The organism is Streptomyces sp. BRA346 (assembly GCF_052851135.1).
The window spans coordinates 1-21,218 of the sequence record NZ_JAIWIH010000046.1; the positions used below are offsets into that span (position 1 = coordinate 1).

General features: G+C 70.3%; 21 protein-coding genes and 1 tRNA gene. 3 read left to right on the plus strand and 19 right to left on the minus strand.

The annotated features are described in order from the left end of the window. Positions 1-96: 96 nt before the first annotated feature. From LCH29_RS37775 to LCH29_RS37805, 7 genes are all read right to left on the minus strand, one after another. Positions 97-172 (minus strand) — tRNA-Arg (locus LCH29_RS37775). 320 nt (positions 173-492) lie between these two features. Then, complete coding sequence (locus LCH29_RS37780; protein WP_446466202.1) at positions 493-1,179, minus strand: 2'-5' RNA ligase family protein; 687 nt, start codon at positions 1,177-1,179, stop codon at positions 493-495. Continuing rightward, a complete protein-coding gene (locus LCH29_RS37785) occupies positions 1,176-2,597 on the minus strand; it encodes an extracellular solute-binding protein (RefSeq protein WP_446466203.1) in 1,422 nt (473 codons plus the stop codon). Before LCH29_RS37785 ends, LCH29_RS37780 begins: the two co-directional genes overlap by 4 nt. A gap of 183 nt (positions 2,598-2,780) precedes the next feature. After that, positions 2,781-3,602, minus strand: coding sequence for a carbohydrate ABC transporter permease (locus LCH29_RS37790; RefSeq protein WP_446466204.1), 822 nt, complete (start codon positions 3,600-3,602; stop codon positions 2,781-2,783). Continuing rightward, complete coding sequence (locus tag LCH29_RS37795; protein WP_446466205.1) at positions 3,599-4,483, minus strand: carbohydrate ABC transporter permease; 885 nt, start codon at positions 4,481-4,483, stop codon at positions 3,599-3,601. The genes LCH29_RS37790 and LCH29_RS37795 overlap by 4 nt, the downstream gene beginning before the upstream one ends. 103 nt (positions 4,484-4,586) lie before the next feature. Further along, positions 4,587-5,600, minus strand: a complete 1,014-nt coding sequence (locus tag LCH29_RS37800; RefSeq protein ID WP_446466206.1) for a LacI family DNA-binding transcriptional regulator — start codon at positions 5,598-5,600, stop codon at positions 4,587-4,589. After that, positions 5,593-6,216, minus strand: a complete 624-nt coding sequence (locus LCH29_RS37805) for an HAD-IA family hydrolase (protein ID WP_446466207.1) — start codon at positions 6,214-6,216, stop codon at positions 5,593-5,595. Before LCH29_RS37805 ends, LCH29_RS37800 begins: the two co-directional genes overlap by 8 nt. 172 nt (positions 6,217-6,388) lie before the next feature. Between LCH29_RS37805 and LCH29_RS37810 the strand changes: the two genes are divergently transcribed. Next, on the plus strand, positions 6,389-7,642 hold the full coding sequence (locus LCH29_RS37810; protein WP_446466208.1) for an exo-alpha-sialidase: 1,254 nt from the start codon (positions 6,389-6,391) through the stop codon (positions 7,640-7,642). Between the two features lie 46 nt (positions 7,643-7,688). Here the strand turns inward: LCH29_RS37810 and LCH29_RS37815 are convergent, their stop codons facing one another. The 11 genes from LCH29_RS37815 to LCH29_RS37865 all read right to left on the minus strand — a co-directional run bounded on the left by LCH29_RS37815 (position 7,689) and on the right by LCH29_RS37865 (position 18,189). Further along, entirely contained in the window at positions 7,689-9,476 is a 1,788-nt protein-coding gene (locus tag LCH29_RS37815) for an IucA/IucC family protein (RefSeq protein ID WP_446466209.1), read from the minus strand. Next, the gene (locus LCH29_RS37820; RefSeq protein ID WP_446466210.1) at positions 9,473-10,057 is read right to left on the minus strand and encodes a GNAT family N-acetyltransferase; all 585 of its coding nucleotides are present in this window, start codon (positions 10,055-10,057) and stop codon (positions 9,473-9,475) included. Before LCH29_RS37820 ends, LCH29_RS37815 begins: the two co-directional genes overlap by 4 nt. Further along, positions 10,054-11,358 (minus strand): lysine N(6)-hydroxylase/L-ornithine N(5)-oxygenase family protein, encoded by a 1,305-nt coding sequence (locus LCH29_RS37825; protein ID WP_446466211.1) that lies wholly within the window; start codon positions 11,356-11,358, stop codon positions 10,054-10,056. Before LCH29_RS37825 ends, LCH29_RS37820 begins: the two co-directional genes overlap by 4 nt. 50 nt (positions 11,359-11,408) lie before the next feature. Further along, entirely contained in the window at positions 11,409-12,983 is a 1,575-nt protein-coding gene (locus LCH29_RS37830) for a pyridoxal phosphate-dependent decarboxylase family protein (protein ID WP_446466212.1), read from the minus strand. A gap of 217 nt (positions 12,984-13,200) precedes the next feature. After that, on the minus strand, positions 13,201-14,088 hold the full coding sequence (locus tag LCH29_RS37835) for a siderophore-interacting protein (protein ID WP_446466213.1): 888 nt from the start codon (positions 14,086-14,088) through the stop codon (positions 13,201-13,203). Positions 14,089-14,173: 85 nt separating this feature from the next. Next, positions 14,174-15,208 (minus strand): ABC transporter substrate-binding protein, encoded by a 1,035-nt coding sequence (locus LCH29_RS37840; protein ID WP_446466214.1) that lies wholly within the window; start codon positions 15,206-15,208, stop codon positions 14,174-14,176. A 162-nt stretch (positions 15,209-15,370) separates the two neighbouring features. After that, positions 15,371-16,372, minus strand: a complete 1,002-nt coding sequence (locus tag LCH29_RS37845) for a PDR/VanB family oxidoreductase (protein ID WP_446466215.1) — start codon at positions 16,370-16,372, stop codon at positions 15,371-15,373. Then, the gene (locus tag LCH29_RS37850; RefSeq protein WP_446466216.1) at positions 16,369-16,545 is read right to left on the minus strand and encodes a hypothetical protein; all 177 of its coding nucleotides are present in this window, start codon (positions 16,543-16,545) and stop codon (positions 16,369-16,371) included. Before LCH29_RS37850 ends, LCH29_RS37845 begins: the two co-directional genes overlap by 4 nt. Then, positions 16,542-17,657 (minus strand): aromatic ring-hydroxylating dioxygenase subunit alpha, encoded by a 1,116-nt coding sequence (locus LCH29_RS37855; RefSeq protein ID WP_446466217.1) that lies wholly within the window; start codon positions 17,655-17,657, stop codon positions 16,542-16,544. The genes LCH29_RS37850 and LCH29_RS37855 overlap by 4 nt, the downstream gene beginning before the upstream one ends. Positions 17,658-17,736: 79 nt before the next feature. Beyond that, positions 17,737-18,015 carry a DUF4190 domain-containing protein gene (locus LCH29_RS37860; RefSeq protein ID WP_179936361.1) on the minus strand — a complete coding sequence of 93 codons (279 nt, stop codon included), beginning with the start codon at positions 18,013-18,015 and terminating at the stop codon, positions 17,737-17,739. 3 nt (positions 18,016-18,018) lie between these two features. Further along, the gene (locus LCH29_RS37865; protein ID WP_179931904.1) at positions 18,019-18,189 is read right to left on the minus strand and encodes a hypothetical protein; all 171 of its coding nucleotides are present in this window, start codon (positions 18,187-18,189) and stop codon (positions 18,019-18,021) included. A 124-nt stretch (positions 18,190-18,313) separates the two neighbouring features. Between LCH29_RS37865 and LCH29_RS37870 the strand changes: the two genes are divergently transcribed. Then, positions 18,314-18,940 carry a TetR family transcriptional regulator gene (locus tag LCH29_RS37870; protein WP_446466218.1) on the plus strand — a complete coding sequence of 209 codons (627 nt, stop codon included), beginning with the start codon at positions 18,314-18,316 and terminating at the stop codon, positions 18,938-18,940. On the opposite strand, the gene LCH29_RS37875 is transcribed toward LCH29_RS37870, so the two are convergent. After that, a complete protein-coding gene (locus LCH29_RS37875) occupies positions 18,906-20,231 on the minus strand; it encodes a M6 family metalloprotease domain-containing protein (protein ID WP_446466219.1) in 1,326 nt (441 codons plus the stop codon). The genes LCH29_RS37870 and LCH29_RS37875 overlap by 35 nt on opposite strands. A 249-nt stretch (positions 20,232-20,480) precedes the next feature. Here LCH29_RS37875 and LCH29_RS37880 point away from each other — a divergent pair, with 249 nt between their 5' ends. Then, entirely contained in the window at positions 20,481-21,146 is a 666-nt protein-coding gene (locus LCH29_RS37880; protein WP_446466220.1) for a TetR/AcrR family transcriptional regulator, read from the plus strand. Positions 21,147-21,218 lie beyond the last annotated feature (72 nt).

Sequence of the window (21,218 nt, forward strand, 5' to 3'; positions counted from 1 at the left end):
ACTACCAGCCGACCGGCCGCCCACCCGGCCCACAACGACGATGACCCCGAACCCAATCGTGGGTTCGGGGTCATTCCGATGTCCTGCGACATCACATGGTGCCCCCGGCAGGATTCGAACCTGCGACACCCGCTTTAGGAGAGCGGTGCTCTATCCCCTGAGCTACGGAGGCGGGCCTTGCGTGAAACGTGGATGAATACTCTGAGTGATCATTCGTCCGGTCTCAGCAAGAGGGGCCGCCGCCAGCGGCGGCCCCAGACAGAGTAGCGGATGAGGCCAGGGTGTGGTTGGTGCCCCGGCTCAGTTCGTGATCGCGTGGGCTTTCGATGGGCGCTGATGGGGCCTGCCGTCTCGGTGTGGGCGTCGGAGTAGGTGGGGTCTGCTTGGTGGCGGGCCGCGCTGGTGGCGTTCTGGGTGAGGAGGAAGCCGAGGACGACGAGGCTTTGGGATCCGGTCGCGGCGCCGACGGGGGCGGGCGGCTCCCGGAACTGCTCAGTGGCGCAGGCGCCAGGTGTGGACGTGTTCCCAGGTGAGCGTCTGCCACCAGCGGCCCGTCCAGTCGTCGCTGCGGGTGCGGTAGAGGGTGATGGTGTCGCCCCGGAAGCTTTCCGAGAAGGGTACGGGCAGTCCGGTGACGTACTCCTCGACCTCGGCGGACAGGTCCGGGCGTACGTACATGTCGTGCGAGACCAGTGACAGGTGGGCCCGGAAGGCGTCGGCGTCGAAGGGATTTCCCGCCGGGTTGGGTGCCGGTGCCTCCAGGGGAGCGATGGCCGTGTCGATCCGGGCGGCGAGGTCCACGAACGCCGTGTTCGGGGTGGTGCCGTCGGCGAGGTGGTGGACGTCGTAGACCATCCCCACACCCTGACGGCGGATGCCCGCGTTGTGGACGGTGAAGGCTGGGACGTCGGCCACCGCCCGGGTCACGGCGTCGATGATGTCCTCGACCGGGCCCGGGAGGTGCCGGCTGCCGACCAGGGTCGCGTGCGGGGGGAAGGCGCCCGCCGAGACGAGGCCGTACTGTGCCCGCAGCTGGCTGGTCACGGCGGTGACCGCGGCGCAGGTGACGGGGTCGGGGCGCAGGTAGACGCCGTAACGGTACGGGTCTCCGGGGGCCTGCGCGAAGCGCTCGTTCGAGGCCGTGGTCGTGGTTGTCGTCGTGATGGTGTCGTCGGTCACTGCCCCGCCTGCTCCCGGTAGTCCTTGATCTTCGCCGTCGCCGCGCCCTGCGCCGCCCTCAGGGCGCTGTCCAGCGGCTTCTTGCCGCTGAACGCCTGCTGCATCTCCGGTACGACCGCGTCGCGCACGCCCTGCATGGCGCCGGTGAGGCAGCCGGAGGTGGCCGTCGTGGCCGGGGTGTCGGCGAACTGCTTGTCGAGCACGGCGTAGGGCTCGTTCCGGGCGAGGAATGCCTTCCAGGTGGGCGAGTTGTTGACGTCGGTGTTGATGGGGGCGTATCCCGATGCCTTGGCGAATCGTTCCTGTGCTTCGGGGGAGGCGAGGTGGCTGATCAGCTTCCAGGCCGCCACCTGCTCGGCCGCGCTGTGTCCGGGCCGGTTCACCCACATCGCGGCGCCACCGATCGCGGCGCCCGCAGTGGACGGCGGGCCCGACAGCGGGTAGGGGAGGGCACTGTAGCCCTTCATACCGGCCTCGGAGAGGCCGCCGATCGCGCCGCTGGAGTTGAACATCATGCCGGTCCTGCCCGCGGCGAACGCGGACAGGGCGGCGTTGCCGTCGTCGCCGGTGTCGAGGCCGACGCCGCCGGTGTAGAGCTTGGCCATGGTGCCGAACGCGGTGCGCTGCGGTCCGCTGGTCAGGGACAGCGCGGTGGCTCCGCCGGACGTGCGGCCGTTGTCCGGGGTGCAGTAGGGGACCCCGGCCGCAGCGGTGAGCTGCTCGAACCACCAGCCGTCGAGGGGCTGGTCGATGCCCTTCACGCCCGGCAGCGCGGCGTGGATCTTCCGCGCCGCCGCGGCCACGCCTGCGAGCGTGCCGAGCGTCGAACGGTCGACCTTGGCCCGGTCCAGCAGTTTGTCGTTGACGTACAGCAGGGGCATGGAGGTGTTCAGCGGGACGGCGAGGAGCTTGCCGTCGGCCGTGTAGTAGTTGCGCGCCGCCGGGCGCAGCTTGTCGAGGTCGAGGTCCTTCGGATTGGCGGCGGCCATGTCCTGGGCGGAGACCGTCTGCCCGGCGTCGCGCAGATAACCGCTGGTGATGTCGTTGGAGATCATGACGCTCGGTGTGCCGCCGCTGCGGATCGCGGAGGTGTACTTGGCGATGGCATCGGCATAGCTGCCCTGGAAGGATGCCTTCACCACGATCTTTCCGGTGTTGGCCTTGTTGAACCTGTCGATCTCGTTCTGCAGCGCCTGACCGGCCGGGTTGCCGAGACCGTGCCACAGCGTCACGGTCACCGGCTTCTTCGCATCGGCCAGCGCTGACGGTCCGGGTGCCGCGTCGGCGGCCTTCCCGCCGCCGTCGGGGCCTCCGCAGGCGGTGAGGGTCAGGAGGGCGAGGGCCGTCGTCAGGCAGCCGGCCGTGACGCGTGCTCGCTGTCTGGTTCCCGAGGTGAGGGGTGAAGGGATCGGGGACATGGCGGATCGTCCTTTCGCGGTGGTGTATGAGCGGGCTGTGGGGGCGTCTAGTGCCGCGTCAGTCAGGGTTTGCCCGGTAGCGAGGCGTCCTGGTGCGGTCAGATGCAAGGCGCCGGATCGGCCTCGTAGTGGGCCTACTCGGTCGATTCGGCAACGCCGCAGATGGCCTTGGCTGACGCGGCACTAGGTGGTGACCCGCGCCGCCAGGCCCCGGACCAGGAATCGCTGGCCGAACAGGACGAGCAGCAGGGTCGGCAGGAGGACCAGGAGGGTGCCGGCGTAGATCACGGCGGGTGAGGTCACCCGGTCCACGACGAGTTGGGCGAGACCGACCTGGATGGTCCGTCGCTGGGGGGAGTCGGTGATGAGCAGCGGCCAGAAGTAGCCGTTCCAGGCCGACAGGGCGCACCACATCGCCGCCGTGACCAGCTGAGGCCGCGCCATGGGCAGGACCACGTGGAACAGCGCACGCAGGTCGCCACAGCCGTCCATGCGGGCGGCCTCCCAGGTCTCGCGCGGCAGCGTGAGGAACGCCTGGCGGAGCAGGAAGACCGCGTAGCCGGAGGCCAGATAGGGGATGACGATCCCGAGCACGGTGTCGCGCAGTCCGAGCCCGCTGACGAACTCGAAGTTGGGGATGACCAGGCTCTCCCCGGGAAACGCGAGGGTGGCCAGCGCCAGGGCGAAGGCGGCGCCCCGCCCTCGCCAGCGGGGGAAGACGAGCGCGTAGGCGGCGAGCGCGGCCGTGGTCAGTTGGGCGGCGGACTGGAGGGCGGTGACGGCCACACTGACTAGGTACTGCTGAGCGAGCGGCGCGGAGCCCAGGGCGGAGCGCACATTGTCCAGGGTGAGCCGGTCCAGTATGGGGACGAGTCGGCCGGCGGCCACATCGGTCGGGGGCAGCAGGGCGGTGACGACGGTGACGTAGACGGGGAACGCGACGACCACGACCACCACTCCCAGCCACAGCCAGCGCAGCAGGGAGGCCGCCTGAGCGCGTTTCATGCCCACCTCCTCATCACCCCGAACTGGATCGCGGTGACCAGCAGGACGAGGAGCAGCAGGACCACCGCCAGGGCGGAGGCCGAGCCGACATGGGGGAGGGCCTCGCCGAACGCGCGCTGGTACAGCTCGAACACCAGCGTCGAGGTGGAGCCCGCCGGGCCGCCCCGGGTGAGGACCTGGACCTGGGTGAACACCTGCAGTCCGCTGATGGTCTGGGTGACCAGGAGGAATATCAGGCTCGGCCGGAGCATCGGGATGATCACCGACCGGGCCATCCGCAGCCCCGACGCGCCGTCCAGGGCCGCCGCCTCGATGACCTGTTGGTCGAGTTGGCTCAGCGCGGCCAGCAGGACGAGGAAGGCGAACCCGAACTCGTACCAGGCAGTGGCGAGGGACACGGCGAGGACGGCCCACCCCGGGGAGCGCAGCCACTCCGGTCCGGTGACGCCGACGTGCTGCAGCACCTCATTGAGAGTGCCGACCGCCGGGGCGAACAGGCCCGCGAACACGGCCGCCGAGGCCGCCGCCGAGTACGCGAACGGTAGGGACAGCAGCACCGACACCACCGCCCGCGGCCGACGCGCGGCGCGGCGCAGCGGGAGCACCGCGGTGAGCGCGCCACCCACGGAGAGCAGCACGCTGAGCCCGGCGATGGCCACGGTGGTGAGCAGCGCCCGGCGCGGGTCCGGATCGGTGAACAGTTCGACGTACTGGTCGAGGCCGACGAACCGGGTCGGCTCGCCCAGCAGATCATTGCCGTACAGGCTCAGTACGACACCGCGGACGACCGGCCAGTACGCGAAGGCGAGCAACAGGCCGACGCACGGCAGGACCATCAGCGGACCGGCGAGGCCGCGCGGGGGCCAGACCGGGCGGTGCACTGCGCTCCGGCGGAGTGGAACGTTCCCAATCATGTGTGGAACGTTCCCACTCCGAGACCGGCGAGCACAGTGGTCGTAGGGTGAACGATCTGTGAAGAGTCGGTCAGTGCGTCGGCGGGGCGGTCGTGCGGCCCACCACCAGCGTGCCGTGCAGCGCCTGGTGATGGTCGGGCGGCTGCTCGCCGTCGAGCAACCGCACCAGGGCGTCCACGGCCCGGCCGCCGATCAGGTCGATCGGTTGACGCCAGTGCGTCAGCCCGATCAGGGATGTCGCCAAGTCCCCGATGCCGTCGTAGCCGGTCACCGACAGCTCCCCGGGTACCGCCACATCGCGCAGGCGGAGCTGTTCCAGCAGGGCGAGCGCGTGCCGGTCGCTGGGGGTCATCACGGCGGTGATCCCGGGATGCCGCAGCACTTCGGTCGCCCACGCGCCGGCCGTCTCCCGGTGCGGCCCCGAGATCTCCAGCACGCGCGCTCCACGCTCCCGCAGATAGCGGGTCATGGCCGCGGTCCGCGGCCCCAGCGTCACGGAGCTGCTGGTCGGTACGGTGACCACCGCGATCTCGCGATGCCCCAGACCGAGCAGATGGTCCGCCAGCGCGGCGCCCCCCTCGTCCTCGTCGCAGTAGACGCTGGTGATGCTCGGATGGGTCTCGGGGCGCCCCGCCACGACGGTCGGCAGCCGGGCCGCGAACGGGAGGATCTGCTCGCTCGGCAGCAGCCCGCTGCACACGATCAGCGCCTCCACCCGCAGCATCGTGAGGGTCTCCAGCGCCCGGTACTCATCGCTCACCTCGAACCTGCCGGAGCCCGTCGCGGTGACGACCCGATAGCCGTGGAACGCCGCGCGCTCCTGCATCGCGGTGAGGAGGTGGCCGTAGAAGGGTGTCGCCGCGTCCCGGACGAACGCCCCGACGGTGTAGGTGCGGTGGGCGGCCATGGCCCGGGCCACGGCGTTGACGACGTAGCCCAGTTCCTGCGCGGCCAGCAGCACCCGCTGCCGGGTCTCTTCCCCCACGCTGCCGCGTCCCGAGACGACGCGGGACACCACCGACTTGGACACCCCGGCCCGCTGGGCCACATCGATGATCGTCGGATTGCGCGGCCGGTCAGCCATCGAGCACCCCCTCCTGCGCGAGCACCGCCACGGCCGTCTCGACGCCCGTCCACACGTGGGCGCGCCAGCCGTGGGCGCGGGCCGCCTCGACGTTCTCCAGCCGGTCGTCGAAGAACACGATGTCCGAGGACGCGCGGCCGAGCCGTTCGCCGGCGCCCCGGTAGACGAGTGGGTCGGGTTTCATCAGCCCGAGATCGGACGAGAAGACCAGCGTTTCGAAGAGGCCGCTCCATGGCGCCCGACGGACCGCCTTCGCCAGCGAGCCCGGCGCGTTGGACAGGATCCCCAGAGGTATCCCGTGGTTCGTCAACCGCGCGAGCAGTCCGGCGGCTTCGGATCCCAGGCCCGACCAGCACTCGGTGTCGATGCGGTCGAGCCGGTCGACCCATGCCTCGCTCAGTGGGCGCCCCAGATCCTTTGCGATCCGGTGCCAGTACTCACCGGGAGAAGAGCCCAGGTCGTAGGCGTTGCGGTGGGCCCAGTACGGGCCGGCGAGGTCGGACTCGGGTACGTCGAGGGCAGCGGCCAGCGCGCCCAGCGCACGGCCCGACGGAGCCAGGACGCCGCCGAGATCCCATACGACCATGATCGACGAATTGATTTGGGAACGTTCCACGTGCGGGATGATAGCGCTCCGTGCCTCCCGCGCTCGATCGCGTCCTCGCAGCCTGTTAGCGGCGTGTTAGTGGATCACCAGCGGTGACGAGCAGGCTTGTTCCAGGGACATGGCGGGCTTGAAGCCCATGTGGTTCCCCATGCGCTTGATCCCCGCAACGTCAGGAAGGCCCATGCCAACAAGCACCATTCTCCGTTCACGTCTGCGCGGCGGCCCATCGGTTCTCATCGCGTTCGTTGCCGGATTACTCGCGCTCTCCCTCACGTCGTGCAGCGGCGGCTCTCCGCAGGAGGGCGAGGACGGCGAGACCGGAAAGGGCGTGGCGAACAACGCGGCGCCCGGGGAGATGACGGCGGCCAAGCCGCTGGGTGAGGGCGGGGCGCTGTATCCGCGGGCGATCCGGTTGCAGCACAGCGGGGAGGCGAACGGGCGCGTGCTCGCCTCGTCCGTCGCGCACGAGGGCGGCAACGGGGTCGGGGAGATCCAGGAGAGCACCGACGGTGGCGGGAGCTTCCGCCAGGTGGGGACCGTCTCGGCGCCGCAGGCCGCGGACGGCAAGGGGCTGTGCTGCGCCACGCTCTACGAGCTGCCGCGGCAGGTCGGCGGCATGCCCGCCGGGACGCTGCTGTGGGCGGCGTCGTTCGGGCAGGACGAGAAGCCGGAGCCCCGGATGTCGATCCGGGTGTTCAAGAGCACCGATCACGGGCGGAACTGGAGCCCTCTGTCGACGGTCGCCACCGCGTCGAACGCCAGGGGGCTGTGGGAGCCGGAGTTCTCCATCGACGCTCAGGGGAACCTGGTCTGCCACTACTCCGACGAGACCGATCCGCGCCACAGCCAGAAGCTCGTCGCCGTACGGTCGAAGGACGGTGTCTCGTGGAGCGGGGCCCGTGACACCGTGACCAGCAAGCTGGAGTCCGACCGGCCCGGGATGGCGGTCGTGCGGAAGCTGCCGAACGGGACGTACGTCATGTCGTACGAGATCTGCGCGGCCGGGGGCAAGTACGCGTGCGTGGCGCATCTGCGGACGTCTCGCGACGGGTGGGACTGGGGCGATCCGGCCGACCTGGGCACGCGGGCGGAGACGGAGGACGGGAAGTACTTCCTGCACGCGCCGAATCTGGCCTGGGCGCCGGAGGAGGGGAATCCGCAGGGCAAGCTGCTGCTGGTCGGTCAGGCGATGTACACCAAGGACGGCGAGCGGGCCGAGGGCAGCGGGCGCACGATCTGGACCAACAGCAAGGGCGGGGAAGGGGCGTGGCGCGAGATCCCGGCGCCCGTCGCCGTGAAGTCCGACAAGCTGGACTCCTGCCCCAACTACAGCTCCAGCCTCCTGCCATCGGAGGACGGCAGCAAGGTGTTGGAGATCGCCACGGACTATGAGGGCGGGGTCTGCCGGGCTTACTTCGGCACCGGGGGGTCGTAAAGCGCATCGGGCACCGCCACACCACGTGGCGGTGCCCACAGCGCGCTCAGCCCTCCGGGCGGAACTTCGCGATCGGGTTCCGCAGGGTGCCGATCAGCTGAAGCGCCCCCGCCGGGTCCTGGAGGTCGACCATCTCGCGGTTGTTGCGCAGCTGGAGCCGGTTGAGGCAGGACAGCGCGAAGTCCTCGGCGAACATGTCGTACTGCTTGAACTTGTCCGCGAGATGCGGCATCGCGTCCTGGTAGCCCTGGACGGAGGCGGCGACCGTCTGCCAGAAGGTGTCCTCCTCGAGCAGCCCGTCCGACACCAGGATGCCGTTGAGGAAGCGCAGGAAGCAGTCGAAGACGTCGGTGAAGACGGACAGCAGCTTCTTGTCCTCGGGGACGTCCGCGCGGATGCGCTCGACGGCCGGGGGCAGGACCGCGTCGGGGTCCATGACCGCGATCTCCTCGGCGATGTCCTTGAAGATGACGCGCTGGACGGCGCCGTCCTCGATGACCAGGATGACGTTCTCGCCGTGCGGCATGAACACCAGGTCGTACGCGTAGAAGCTGTGCAGGACCGGGGTGAGGTAGGCGTCCAGGTAGCCGCGGAGCCAGGCCGCCGGGGTGAGGCCGGATTCCTCGATGAGGGCGCTGACGAACGAGCCGCCGCCCGAGTCGGTGTGGAGGAGGGAGGCCATGGTGGCGAGGCGCTGGCCGGGTTCCAGGGACGGTACGGGGCTCTCGCGCCACAGGGCGGCGAGCATCTTCCGGTACGGGGAGTACCGGTTGGTGGCGGCCTCGTACTGGCGGTGGTGGTAGCCGATGGCGGCCCGCTCGCGGATGATCGAGAAGCGGGCGGCCCGGAAGACGTCGTCGGCGGCGATGACGCCCGCCAGCCAGTCGTTGATGGCCGGGGTGGCCTCCATGTAGGCGGCCGAGAGGCCCCGCATGAAGCCCATGTTGAGGACCGACAGGGCGGTCTTCACATAGTGCTTGGACGGATCGCTGGTGTTGTAGAAGGTACGGATCGACTGCTGCGCGAGGTATTCGTCCTCGCCGGGGCCGAGCCAGACCAGCCGCTGCTGGGCGACCTCGGCGGCGAAGCTGACGGACAGCTTGTTCCACCACTGCCAGGGGTGCACCGGCAGCAGGTGGTAGTCGGCGATGTCGAGGCCCTGGCCGCTGAGGGTGTCCGCGAAGCGGGCCCGGGTCTCCTCGCTCAGCTCGGCGCGCACCAGCGCGTCGTAGTCGAGGTCGGTGGAGGCGGTGAAGGTGGAGTGGTCGCGGTGCGCGGCCAGCCAGACCAGCTGGACGGGGCTCGCGGTCTCCGGGGCGTACGAGAGGTACTCGTGGATGCCGAAGCCGAGCCGCCCGTTGTTGGCGACGAAGCAGGGGTGGCCCTCGGTCATCCCCGTCTCGATGTCCTGGAAGCCGGACTTGGCGAGCTGGGCCGCGCCGACCGGCTCGGCGGCCAGTTTGTAGGCCGTCCCGGAGAGGGTGGAGCTGATCTCCTCCAGGTAGACGGGGAGGATGTCGTCGCTGAGGCCGAGGGTGCCGCGCAGCTCGATGAAGAAGTCGAGGGCGTCCAGCGGGCGCTGCGCGCCGTCCGGGCCGTGGCGGGTGATGCTGTCCGCGTCGACCAGCCAGTGGTCCAGGGTGAGGACGCGGGCGGCGAAGCGGTAGGTCACCGCGCCGTCGTCGCTGGGGACGGCGTACCGGCCGTCGTCGGCGAGTTCGGGCTTCAGCAGGCGCTCGTGCGTGAACTCGGCGAGTGCCTTGCGTATGAGGAGGCGGCCCGCCCGCTCCCACAGGTCGGGGGTGAGGTGGGCGACGGCATCGCGGGGGCTCATCGGAATACTCCTTGGGCGGCGCGCGCGGCGGCGAAGCGCTCGCGCGTGCAGGTACTGAGGTAGGCGTCCTTCTCCGGTTTGACGATCTTCTCGACGACGTCGAAGCCGACAGCCGCGTTCAGCGCGTGCACCGCGTCGTTGCGGACGTCGGGCTCGACGACGACGCGCCGGACGGCGGGATCGCCGAAGCAGAACTCCATGACGGTGGTGATCACGGCGAGGGTGAAGCCGTGCACCGGGGTGTCGGTCGGCGCACACAGGAAGTGCATGCCGACGTCGCCCTTGCGGGGCTCGTACAGCCCCACCAGCTCGACCTCGGCCGGGTTGTAGCGCTCGGCGAGGAAGGCGGGTTCGCCCTCGTGCAGGCCGATGAAGGCTTCGTGGTGCGGGTGGTCGGCGATCCTGCGGTACTCGGCCTCGGTGTCGGCGAGGCTCGCGTCCTGCATCATCCAGTAGGACGCCTTGGGGTGGGTCACCCAGCGGTGCAGCAGCGCGGCGTCGGCGGCCGGGTCGAGGGTGCGCAGGGCGAAGCCGCCGAGGCGGTCGTCGTGGCGTTCGAAGACGGTTTCGGAGGCGGTCATGTCAGGGGTCCCTCCGGCGCGCCGAACTCCTGGAAGGCGATCGACTTCTCGACCGGGTAGTGCTCGCGGCCCAGCAGCTCGCGGATGATCCAGGAGTTGCGGTACGGGCCCATGCCCAGGTCGGGGGAGGTGAGGCTGTGCGCCTGGGTGGCACCGTTCTGGAGGAAGATGGAGCGGCCTGTGGTGTCGATGCTGTAGTTGCGGGCGACGTCGAACCGGCCGTGGTCGTCCCAGCGGATGCGGTCGCGCACCGGCTCCAGGAAGGCGGGCACCCGGTAGCGGTAGCCGGTGGCGAGCACGAGGCCCTGGGTGGTGAGGGAGAAGTCGCGCTCCTGCTCCTCGTGGCGCAGCCCGAGGGTGTACGTACCGGTGGACTCGTCGTACGAGGCGTCGGTGAGCGCGGTGTTGGTGAGCAGCCGGGTCGGGACCGGGCCGTCCAGGCTCTGCTGGTACAGCAGGTCGTAGATGGAGTTGATCAGATCCGCGTCGATGCCCTTGAACAGGCCCTTCTGCTCGGACTCCAGCCGGTAGCGGGTGTCCTCGGGGAGGGCGTGGAAGTAGTCCACGTACTCCGGCGAGGTCATCTCCAGCGTGAGCTTGGTGTATTCGAGCGGGAAGAAGCGCGGGGAGCGGGTCACCCAGTTGAGGCGGTAGCCGTGGCTGCCGATGTCGGCCAGCAGGTCCTGGTAGATCTCGGCCGCGCTCTGCCCGCTGCCGACGATCGTGATGGACTCCTTGGCCTGGAGCGCCTCCTTGTGCTCCAGGTAGCGGCCGTTGTGCAGCAGGTCGCCGCCGAGGCCCTGGCAGGTCTCCGGGATGAAGGGCGGGGTGCCGGTGCCGAGTACCAGGTGGCGGGCGCGGTGCTCGGTGGTCTCGCCGGTGGGGCGCCGGGAGCGCACGGTGTAGAGGCCGTCGGCCTCGTCGTACGTGACGCTCGTGACCTCGTGGCCGAAGCGGACGCTGTCGAGCTTCCCGGCCGCCCAGCGGCAGTACTTGTTGTACTCGGCGCGCAGCGGATAGAAGATCTCGCGGATGTAGAACGAGTACAGCCGGCCGGATTCCTTCAGGTAGTTGAGGAAGGAGTACGGGGAGGTGGGGTCGGCCAGGGTGACGAGGTCGGCCATGAAGGGGGTCTGGAGGGTGACGCCGTCCAGCAGCATGCCCGGATGCCAGTCGAAGTCGGGCTTGCTCTCCAGGAACAGGCCGTCGAGGTCCTCGATCGGCTCGGTGAGGCAGGCGAGGCCCAGGTTATAGGGGCCGAGCCCGACGGCGACGAAGTCGTATATGTGCGGGGATGACACGGTGGTTCTCCGAGGGGACGTGCGGTCAGCGGCTCAGTCGGGCCAGCGGCTCAGCTGGCGCGGGAGTGGCTGAGTTCGGGCTCGATGTGCAGGGCCAGGTACTGACCGGCGTGCTCGGCGAGGAGGTCGAGGACGAACGCGATGTCGCGCAGCGACGTCTCCGGGTTGAGCAGCGTGAACTTCAGGTAGTGACGGCCGTCCACGACGGTCCCGGCCACCACCGCCTCGCCCGAGGCGGCCAGCGCCTCGCGGGCGTGCAGATTGGCGCGGTCGACGAGGTCCGCGTCGGAGTCGTCGCCGGGCACGTAGCGGAAGACGAGCGTGGACAGCTGCGGCTCGGTGACGACCTCGAACCGCGGGTCGGTGTCCAGCAGGTTCCAGCCCTCGGCGGCCCGGTCCACGACCTCGTCGAAGAGCGCCCCGACCGCGTCCGCGCCCATGATGCGCAGGGTCAGCCACAGTTTGAGCGCGTCGAAGCGGCGGGTGGTCTGGAGGGACTTGTCGACCTGGTTGGGGATGAGCTTCTCGACGCTGCGCTCGGGGTTGAGGTAGTCCGCATGGTACGTGGCGTGGCTGAGCGTGACGCGGTCGCGGACCAGGACGGCGCTGGAGCTGACCGGCTGGAAGAACGACTTGTGGTAGTCCACGGTGACCGAGTCGGCGCGCTCGATGCCGTCCAGCAGATGGCGCCGGGTGGGGGAGGCCAGCAGCCCGCAGCCGTACGCGGCGTCCACGTGCATCCAGGAGCCGTGCCGCGAGCACAGCTCGGCGATCTCGGGCAGCGGGTCGATGGAGCCGAAGTCGGTGGTCCCGGCGGTCGCGACGACGGCCATGACCACCTGGTTCTCACTGAGGCAGCGGTCGAGTTCGCGGGCCAGGGCGACGGTGCGCATGCGCCGGTCGTGGTCGCAGGGGATCGCGATGACGGCCTCGTAGCCGAGCCCCAGGATGGCGGCGGACTTCTTCACGGAGAAGTGGCTGGCCTGGGAGGTGAGGATGCGCAGCCGCGGCAGGATCTCGGATTTCGGGGGGACGGGCTCCCCGGCCGCGGCGGCCTCCTTCTCCACCAGCTTGCAGGCCTCGTCGCGGGCCAGCAGCAGCGCGTGGAGGTTGGACTGGCTGCCGCCGCTGGTGAAGATGCCGTCGGCGGCCTCGCCGAGGCCGATGCGCTCGGCGGTCCAGTCGATCAGCCGCCGCTCGATCAGGGTGCCGCCCGCGCTCTGGTCCCAGGTGTCGAGGGAGGAGTTGACGGCCGACAGGACCGCCTCGCCGAGCAGCGCCGGGATGAGCACGGGGCAGTTGAGGTGGGCGAGGTAGCGCGGGTGGTGGAAGTAGACGGCGTCCTTGAGGTAGACGCGCTCCAGTTCCTTCAGCGCGGCGCGTGGGTCGCCCAGCGGCCGGTCCAGGTCGATGCCGGAGATCTCGGGGGCCAGTTCACCGGGGGTGACGCCGGTGAACGGGCGGTCGGTGCGGGCGACGGTGGAGGCCACCAGGCCGACGCCGTCGGTCACGGAGCGCCGGTAGCTCTCCGCCGTACGGTCGTTGAAGAGGTGGGCCCTGCCATCCGCCGCCCCGCGTATCGACTCCGGCGACGGGTCCTCAGCGGTCTGCGCGAGGAAACTCACGGTCTGTCCTTCCTGGAGCATGCGGACGCGCGGGTGTGGGCGCGCCTGCGGGCGTGCTGTGGGGGTGTAAGGGGCGCTGTGGGGTGAGAGCGGGCATGCCGGGGCGCCGACCGGGGGAGCCGGGCGCGCGGTGGCGCGCCCCGGCGTTCGTCGATCCCGTCGGCCAGATGAGGGAGTGGGCAGGGGGAGGGGAGCGGTCAGGGAGAGGGGGCGCGGGTCAGTCGTCGGACTTCGGGCCGGTGCCGCTCACGGCCTCCTCGACGAGCTGTTCCTCGCAGGTGCCGAGCCGCCAGTAGCCGGTGAAGGTCACCGCTTTGCGCTCGAAGCCGCGTTCGCGTACCAGATGGCGGCGCATCTCCTTGACGGTTCCGGCCTCGCCCGCGATCCAGGCGTACGGGGTGCCGGAGGGCAGCTGGGTGGCGCGTACGTCGTCCAGCAGCAGGGCGGAGCGCGGGGAGCCGGGGGTGGCGCCGTCCCGGACCAGCCAGGTGATGTCGGCGTCGGCCTCGGTGCGCAGCTCCTGCATGTCCTCGGCGTGCTGCACCTCGATCCAGACCTTCGCCGGGGTGCCGGCGGGCAGCCAGTCGAGGATGCCGGCGACGGCGGGCAGCGCGGTCTCGTCGCCGGAGATCAGCACCCAGTCGGTGCCGGACGGCGGCCGGAAGTCGACACCGCCGTTGTCCTCGACGACCGGGCCCAGCAGGGTGACGCGGTCGCCGCGCTCGGCGCGCGCGGCCCAGCGGGCGGCCGGGCCGCCGTCGTGGTGCAGCGCGAAGTCGACGTCGATCTCGTCGGGTTCGCGGCGCTGCTCGCGCACGGTGTACGAGCGCATGATGCCGCGGACGGCCGGGTCCATCTTCCGCCAGCTGGCGAACCAGCCGTCGCCGTCCTCGACCGGCACGACCGGCGCGGGCTGCCCCGGGTGCGGCAGGAACAGTTTGAAGCGCTGGTCGCGGCCGCCGGCGGTGAAGTCCCCGAGGCCGGCGCCGCTGAAGGTGATCCGGGACATGGACGGCCCGAGCGCCCGGGTCCGTACGACGTGCGCGTCGAAGAAGCGGAACGGTACGGCGGTGGAGGGGCGGGTGGTGGTGGCTGCGGTGGTCATGGGAGCGACGTCTTCCCTTCGCTTGCCGTGGTCAGCTTGCCGTGGTCAGCGTGCCGTGGTCAGCGCCGGTGGCCGGTCGGCCGCGTCAGCTGACCTTCTTCGCGTCCTGAATGGCCTTGGTGAGGGACTCGATGAGCGGGGCCGCACCGGCGTAGGAGAAGCGCGGCTCACTGCTCCAGGGCGTGATCTGGTCCGCCTTGACGGCGGGCAGTTTCGACCACGTCGGCTTGGACTTCAGTGCGCCCGGCTGGAGGGTCGCGGTGCGGTTGTCCAGGAACAGCACATCCGCGTCGTACTTGTCGGCGTTCTCCCAGCTCAGGCTCTCGAAGTAGCCGCCCTTGTCGGGCTTCCGAGGCTGTACGAGGTCGACGCCCAGCTCCTTGAAATACATCAGGTCGGCGTTGATCTCCGGGTTGGAGACGTAGAAGAGATCGGCGCTGGCGGAGCAGGCCATGACCCGGATCTTGTGCGATTTGGCGGCCTTGCGCAGTTCCTCGGACGCCTTCTCGAAGCGCGCCTTGGCGTCGGTGACCTTCTTGGCCTTGAGGTCGGCGCCCAGCGCCTCGGCCAGCGCGGCGTAGCGCTTGATGGGCTCCAGCATGGAGACCCGGCCGGTGGTGATGGCGCAGCTGGGGGCCAGTTCGAGGATCTTCTTCTTGCTGTCGTCCGGGATGTAGAAGAGCGCGCCCGGGTCGAACATGTTGGTGATCAGCAGATCGGGGCTGAGCGAGGCGTACTTCTCGACGTTGAACTGGCCCCAGGTCTGGCCGAGGCTGGTCAGCCGGTCGACGTCGATGTCCCCGGCCTGCGGGTCCGGCTTGCCGCTCTTGAGCTTGGTCGGGCCGAAGACGCCGGTGATCTGCTTGTCGATGCCGAAGTCGTAGAGCGCGGCGGCCGAGGCGACGTACGCGACGATGTGCTGGGGAGGGCCATCGTTGGTGATCTTCTTCTTGCGGTCGTCGGTGAACGACCAGGAACCGCCGCCCTTTTCGCCGCCGGATCCCGAACCGCCCTTGCCGCCGCAGGCGGTGACGAGGGCTCCGAGTCCGGTGGCGCCGCCCGCGGCGAGCAGACCGCGGCGGGAGAGGGGGAGTTCTCTGGCGTGGCGCGTGGACCGCATGGTGGTGCCTTTTCTCACGACGTACGGGGACCGTGCCCAGGGGGCGTCACCCCGAAGGCGTACTTAGGTTAGCCTAACCAACCCGTTTGTCCAGTGGGCGGGGGTGCCCGGTCCCATTATTTGAGAGGCGTAAGCGGTCGCTCAGCGCTGTTTCACAGGGGGTCACAGGTCCAGCACCAGTTTCGGGCCCCGGCAGCGAGAGACGCAGATCATCATCGTCTCGCCCGACGAGCGCTCCTCGTCGGTGAGTACGGAGTCGCGGTGGTCCACCTCTCCCTCGATGACATCCGTCTCGCACGTACCACACGTGCCCTCTTCGCAGGAGTACAAAACCGGCACCCCCGCCGCCTCCAGCGTACGCAGCACGCTCTGTCCGGGTTCGACGGTGAGGGAGCGTCCGGATCGGTCGAGGACCACTTCAAAACTGCCGGAATCCGCCTGCTCCGCCTCGCCGTTGGCGCCGATCCCGTCGCTCTCCTCCGCCGGACGGGGCTGGAACCGCTCGGTGCGCAGCGCGCCCGCGGGCCAGGCGCGGCACCGCTCCTCGGCGACCCGCAGCAGCGGTTCCGGGCCGCAGCAGTAGACCAGGGTGCCGGGGTCGGGCTCGGCGAGATACGCGGCGAGGTCGAGCAGCCCCGCCTCGTCCTGCGGCACCAGCCGCACCTTCCCGCCGTAGGCGTCGGCCAGTTGGTCCGCGAAGGCCATGGAGGCGCGGGTGCGCCCGCCGTACAGCAGCGTCCAGTCGGCGCCCGCGGCCTCGGCGGCGGCCGTCATCGGGAGGATCGGAGTGATGCCGATGCCGCCCGCGATGAACAGATAACGGGCGGCCGGGCGCAGCGCGAAGTGGTTGCGGGGCCCGCGCACCCGTACCCGCGCGCCCTCGGTGAGCGTGTCGTGGACCCGGGCGGAACCGCCGCGTCCGTCGGGTGCGCGCAGCACCGCGATCCGCCAGGACGTACGGTCCGCCGGGTCCCCGCACAGCGAGTACTGGCGGACCAGCCCGTCGTCGAGGACGAGGTCGACATGGGCGCCGGGCTCCCAGCCGGGCAGCTCGTGCCCCGCCGGATGGCGGAGCGTGAGCGTCACCACGTCCGGCGTCGCGTCGGCCCTGGCGGCCACCAGCAGGGCGTCGTCGTACGGGTGGCCTTCGGTGGCGCTGCTCACTCGATGGTGCCTTTCTGCAGGGGAGCGGGGCTGTGCCCGTCGGGGTGCGCGAGCATCCACTGCCACAGCTCGACCGGGTCCTCGGCGGTGCGCTCCGCGCCGCAGTGGCAGACGCCGTGCAGCACGTCGGTGCCGGGCAGCCAGTCGATCCGGTAGACCTCGGCGGTGTTCACGGGGCGGCCACCGCCGTGGGCGGTGCGGCGGTGCCCTTCTCGCCGGTGCCCTTCTCGCCGGTGCGCTGCTCGCCCTCGGCGGCGAGGCGGGCGAGGATGCGGCGCGCGGCCAGGCCGCCGGTGTCGATGTTGATGCTCAGCTCCTGGTAGCCCTCACGCTCGGTGTCCAGCGCCTTCTGGAGCACGTTCAGCGCGTCCACGTCCTGCCGCACCACGGTGCGGTTCAAGTCGCGGAGGACGGTGGTGACTTCGTCGTCGTCCTGGGCGAAGTCCCGCGAGACGGCCCAGAAGTCGTAGACGGTCCGGTCGGTTGAGGGCGTGATGGCGTACGTGATCTCCACGTGGAAGGCGTTCGGATCCGAGCCGTCGGCCTCCGGCAGCACTCCGACCGGGGCGATGCGGCTGTGCAGCAGATACAGACAGGGCGCGTGGTACTCGATGTCCTGCCAGCGGGTGATGCGGCCCTCGATGCCGGTGGAGCGGGCGTAGAAGGGGGGACAGGCGGCGTCGTCCATGTGGCGGCTGACCCGCACGATGCCCGCGCCCTCGTCCACCTCGGTGGTGATGGGGGTTTCGGCGACCTCGGGGGTGCCGATGTAGCCGCCGTGCAGATACGTCTCGTGGGAGAGGTCCATCAGGTTGTCCACGAGCAGCCCGTAGCCCGCGTCGATCGGCTCCATGTCGCCGACCGTCGTCCAGCCCGGATCGGCGAGCCAGGGGGCGCGGGGGATCGTGGCCGGATCGGCGAGCGCCGGATCGCCGATCCACACCCAGACCAGCGAGTCCTGCTCGACGACGGGGTACGAGGCGACCCGGGCGGTGCGCGGGACGCGCTTCTGGCCGGGCACGAACACGCAGGTGCCGGTGGTGTCGTAGGTGAAGCCGTGGTAGCCGCAGACGACCTTGTCGCCGTCGAGGCGGCTGGCCGAGAGCGGATAGCGGCGGTGCACACAGCGGTCGGCGAGGGCGACGACGGTGCCGTTCGACTCGCCGTCCGGCTCGGTGCGGTAGAAGGCGATGGGCTCGTTGAGGATGGTGCGCGCCAGCAGCTCGCGGCCGACTTCCCGGCCGTAGGCGGCGACGTACCACTGGTTCCGTGCGAATGCGGTCATGCACAGCAGCGTGGTGACGCGGGTCACGCACGGGCAACGGCCCTTCCACTCAGTGGAAGGGCCGTCGGGGACTCCCCGATCAGCTGCCGAACTGCCAGAAGACCGAGTGGTCCAGCGTCATCAGGACGACCAGCAGGATCACGTCCGCGATGCCGAGCGCGATGCCGAGCAGCGCGCGGCCGCGGCGCTTGGTCTCCCGGGCGATCGCCAGCGTTCCGAGGACGATGGCGCAGGGCCCGAAGACCGCGTTGAAGAGGAGGGTGCCGATCAGGCCGAGCACGAAGGAGGCGACGGCCATGCCGTCGGCGTCCTGGCGCGCGCGGACCGGCGAGGTGCGGGTGGGTGCGGTGAGTGCCATGGGTCAGCTCCCCTTGTGTCCGGTGCGTTCACGGATGAAGAAGATGAGCAGCCATGCGCCGATGACGCCGGAAGCGGCGAGGAAGACCGGGAGCGGGGTATGTGCCGCCGCGCCCAGCAGAACCCCCATCAGGGCGAGAGCCGCGACGATGAAGAGCATGTGAGCCTCTCTCATGGTGGTGGATCCGGAGCGGGATGCTCATTAAGTGAACAATTGGATTCACAACTGTTCACTGATATCTAGGCTACCCCCGCGTACGGCTGGCCAAGGTCGGCGAACACCTGTTTACTGGAATGATATGAGTCACACATGCGGGATCCGCGAGGCCCGTAAGCGCAAATCGCGCCGCGCGCTGCTCGACGCGGCGCTGGGGCTGCTGGAGGACCAGAGCCTCAGCAGCCTGGGTCTGCGGGAACTGACCCGGGTGGTGGGCATGGCCCCCGCCGCCTTCTACCGGCACTTCCGGGACATGGCCGACCTGGGCGTCGCCCTGGTCGAGGAGTCCCTGGGCAGTCTTCAGGGCATGATCCGCGCGATCCTCGCCGATCGGGACGGGGACGAGGAACGGATCGACGCCGTGATGGAGGCGGTCGCCGAGCATGTGCGCCACCACCCCACCCACATCCGCTTCATCGCGCGCGAACGGCACGGCGGGGTGCGGTCGGTGCGGGAGGCGATCGGCGCCGAACTGGGCCTGCTGGTCGACGAGGTCGCCGCGGCCTTCGCGCCCCGGCTCACCCCGGCGGGCTGGCCGCCGGAGGACGTACGGATGCTGGCCGAGCTGTACGTCGACCGCATGGTGACGACGGCCACCGCGTTCATGGAGGCCCAGGAGGACGAGCGGGAGCATGCGCGGATCGCCGAAACCGCCCGTAAGCAGCTGCTGCTGATCAGCCTCGGGCGCCGGCACTGGCGCGACGCGTGACCTCGACGCGGTAGGCGCCGTCCGCGTCCCGGCCGGTGACGCGGACGCGTACGCGCACGCCGTCCGCCTCCCCCTGGTACGTCTCGCCGGGTCCGAAGGCCGCGTCGCTGAGCCCGGGGTGGACGTTGCGCTCCTGGGTGCAGCCGTGGCCGCCGGGGGAGCTGTCCAGGACGGTGACCGGGCCGCCGCCCGAGTCGACCCGGGTGTCCAGCCAGGTCACCAGGACGCCGGGCTTGCACACCGCCTCGTCGTTGCCGCCTTCGGTACGCGCCTCCAAGGCGTATCCGGTGGAATCCGAGACCGGGACGAAGACCAGCTTGGTGCCCTCCGGCCGGTGCAGCGGGGACAGCGCGTGCACCGTGGTGCCGGGGCGGGCGGCGCAGTGGACCTGGCGGGTGCCGAGCCAGCCGAGCTTCCACTTGTGCCAGGCCAGCAGGTCGTTGCCGGCGCCCCAGTCCTCGGACATCACGTCCCAGTGGCCGACGTTGTCGCCGCCGCCGCGGGTGTAGAGGTCGGGCAGGCCGAAGACGTGGCCGTTCTCGTGCGGAAGGACTCGGAAGCCGGTCTTCCGCAGCGAACCGGAACCGTCGTCCTGACGGCTGTAGACAAAGGAGACATTGGCCAGCGGAACCCCGTCCGCGGTCGGGGCGCGCTGGTTGTCGGCGTACGTCACGGAGAGCACCGCATGCGCGGCGGGCGGCCCGGCGTTGGGCGTGACCAGGACGTTCACCAGGTCGTAGCGGCGGAAGTCCACCTGGCCGTCGGCCGTCCTCGCTATGTCCGCGACCAGCTTGCGGTAGCCGGGCTCGAAGGGGCTGCCGCGCTTTATGCCGTACGAGCGGAACGAGTGCGGCATCCGCAGCCAGTGATCGATCGGCATCGCGGGCCGGTAGTCGAGCCGCCCGTACGAACTGCGGGCGAACCACTGCGAGGTCTGCGGGAAGAACTCCTCGAAGCGCTCGCGGGCCGTGCCCTTGCCGCGCACATCCGGGAAGTCGATCATCAGATTGAGGGCGTTGACCGTCCCCGTACTGCGGCTGTAGCCGCGGCTGGTGGGGATGCCCTCGGACATCTGGAGCCCGGGCCCGGGGGTGAGGGAGCAGGGTTCCAGCGATCCGGCCGCCGCCGTGGTCACCGGCGCGGGGGCCCGCTTGGCGGCCGCCGGTCTGCCCGGACGCGGCATTGCCGCCGGGGCGACCACCGCGACCGTGAGCACGGCTGCGATGACGAACGCGCTGCCTCGGCGGATCCTGCGTATTCGAGGGCGGAGGGCCTCGCGGGTCTGCTTCATTGCCGCCCACGGTGTGCCGGTGCGCTCCGGGGCGCCCGTGGGGTGCGTCCGGGCGGGCGAATTGGCTGGGCCGGGCGGGCGAAACGTCCGCGATTCAGGTGTGACGCAGGTCACCCACGGACTGTGAAATTCCGGGGAGTGGTTCCCCGTTTAACCCGGTGATCGCACAAACGGGGACTGACTCCCCGGAAATGTTGAACCTCGAATCGTTCGATACCAGGACGATCGGACACGGAAGGGGGAGCTGCCATGACCGGAGCCACCGCCGCACGCGCCGCGGATCGCGCACGACAGGCGCCACCCCGGCTGCGCGCCGACGCCCTGCGTAATCGGGAACGGATCATCGGTGCCGCACGCGAAGTGCTCGTCGAGTACGGGGCCGAGGTCCCGCTCGATGAAATCGCTCGACGGGCGGGAGTCGGCAATGCCACCATCTACCGGCACTTCGCGGACCGCCGTGAACTGATCCGCCACGTGACCCTGTCGGTGATGTCCCGCGTCGCCGAACAAGCCGAATCGGCCCTGGCCGAGGAGCCCGACGCCTTCGTGGCGCTGGGGCGCTTCGTCCACGCGGCAGCGGATGAGCGGATCGGCGCGCTGTGCCCCCTGCTCTCCGACGGCATCGACAAGGAGCACCCTGACCACATCGCCGCCCGCGACCGCCTGGACGCCGGTATCGACGCCCTGATGAGGGCCGCCCGAGCCGCCGGCCGACTCCGCGCCGACATCGACGTCGGCGATCTGATGGTCGCCCTCACCCAGCTCACCCGGCCGCTGCCCGGCAGCGGTTGCGTGAACTTCGACGCCTTCGTGCACCGGCATCTACAGCTGTTCCTGGACGGTCTGTCGGCTCCGGCGCGCTCCGAACTCCCCGGCTCCGCCGTCACCTTGGAGGATCTTCAGTACCGGCCGTGACGTAGCTCGCACCCGGCCGTTCACCGAACACCGCTTATTTCTCGCGCGTCCACCGGTCTTCCTCTGCGTGCG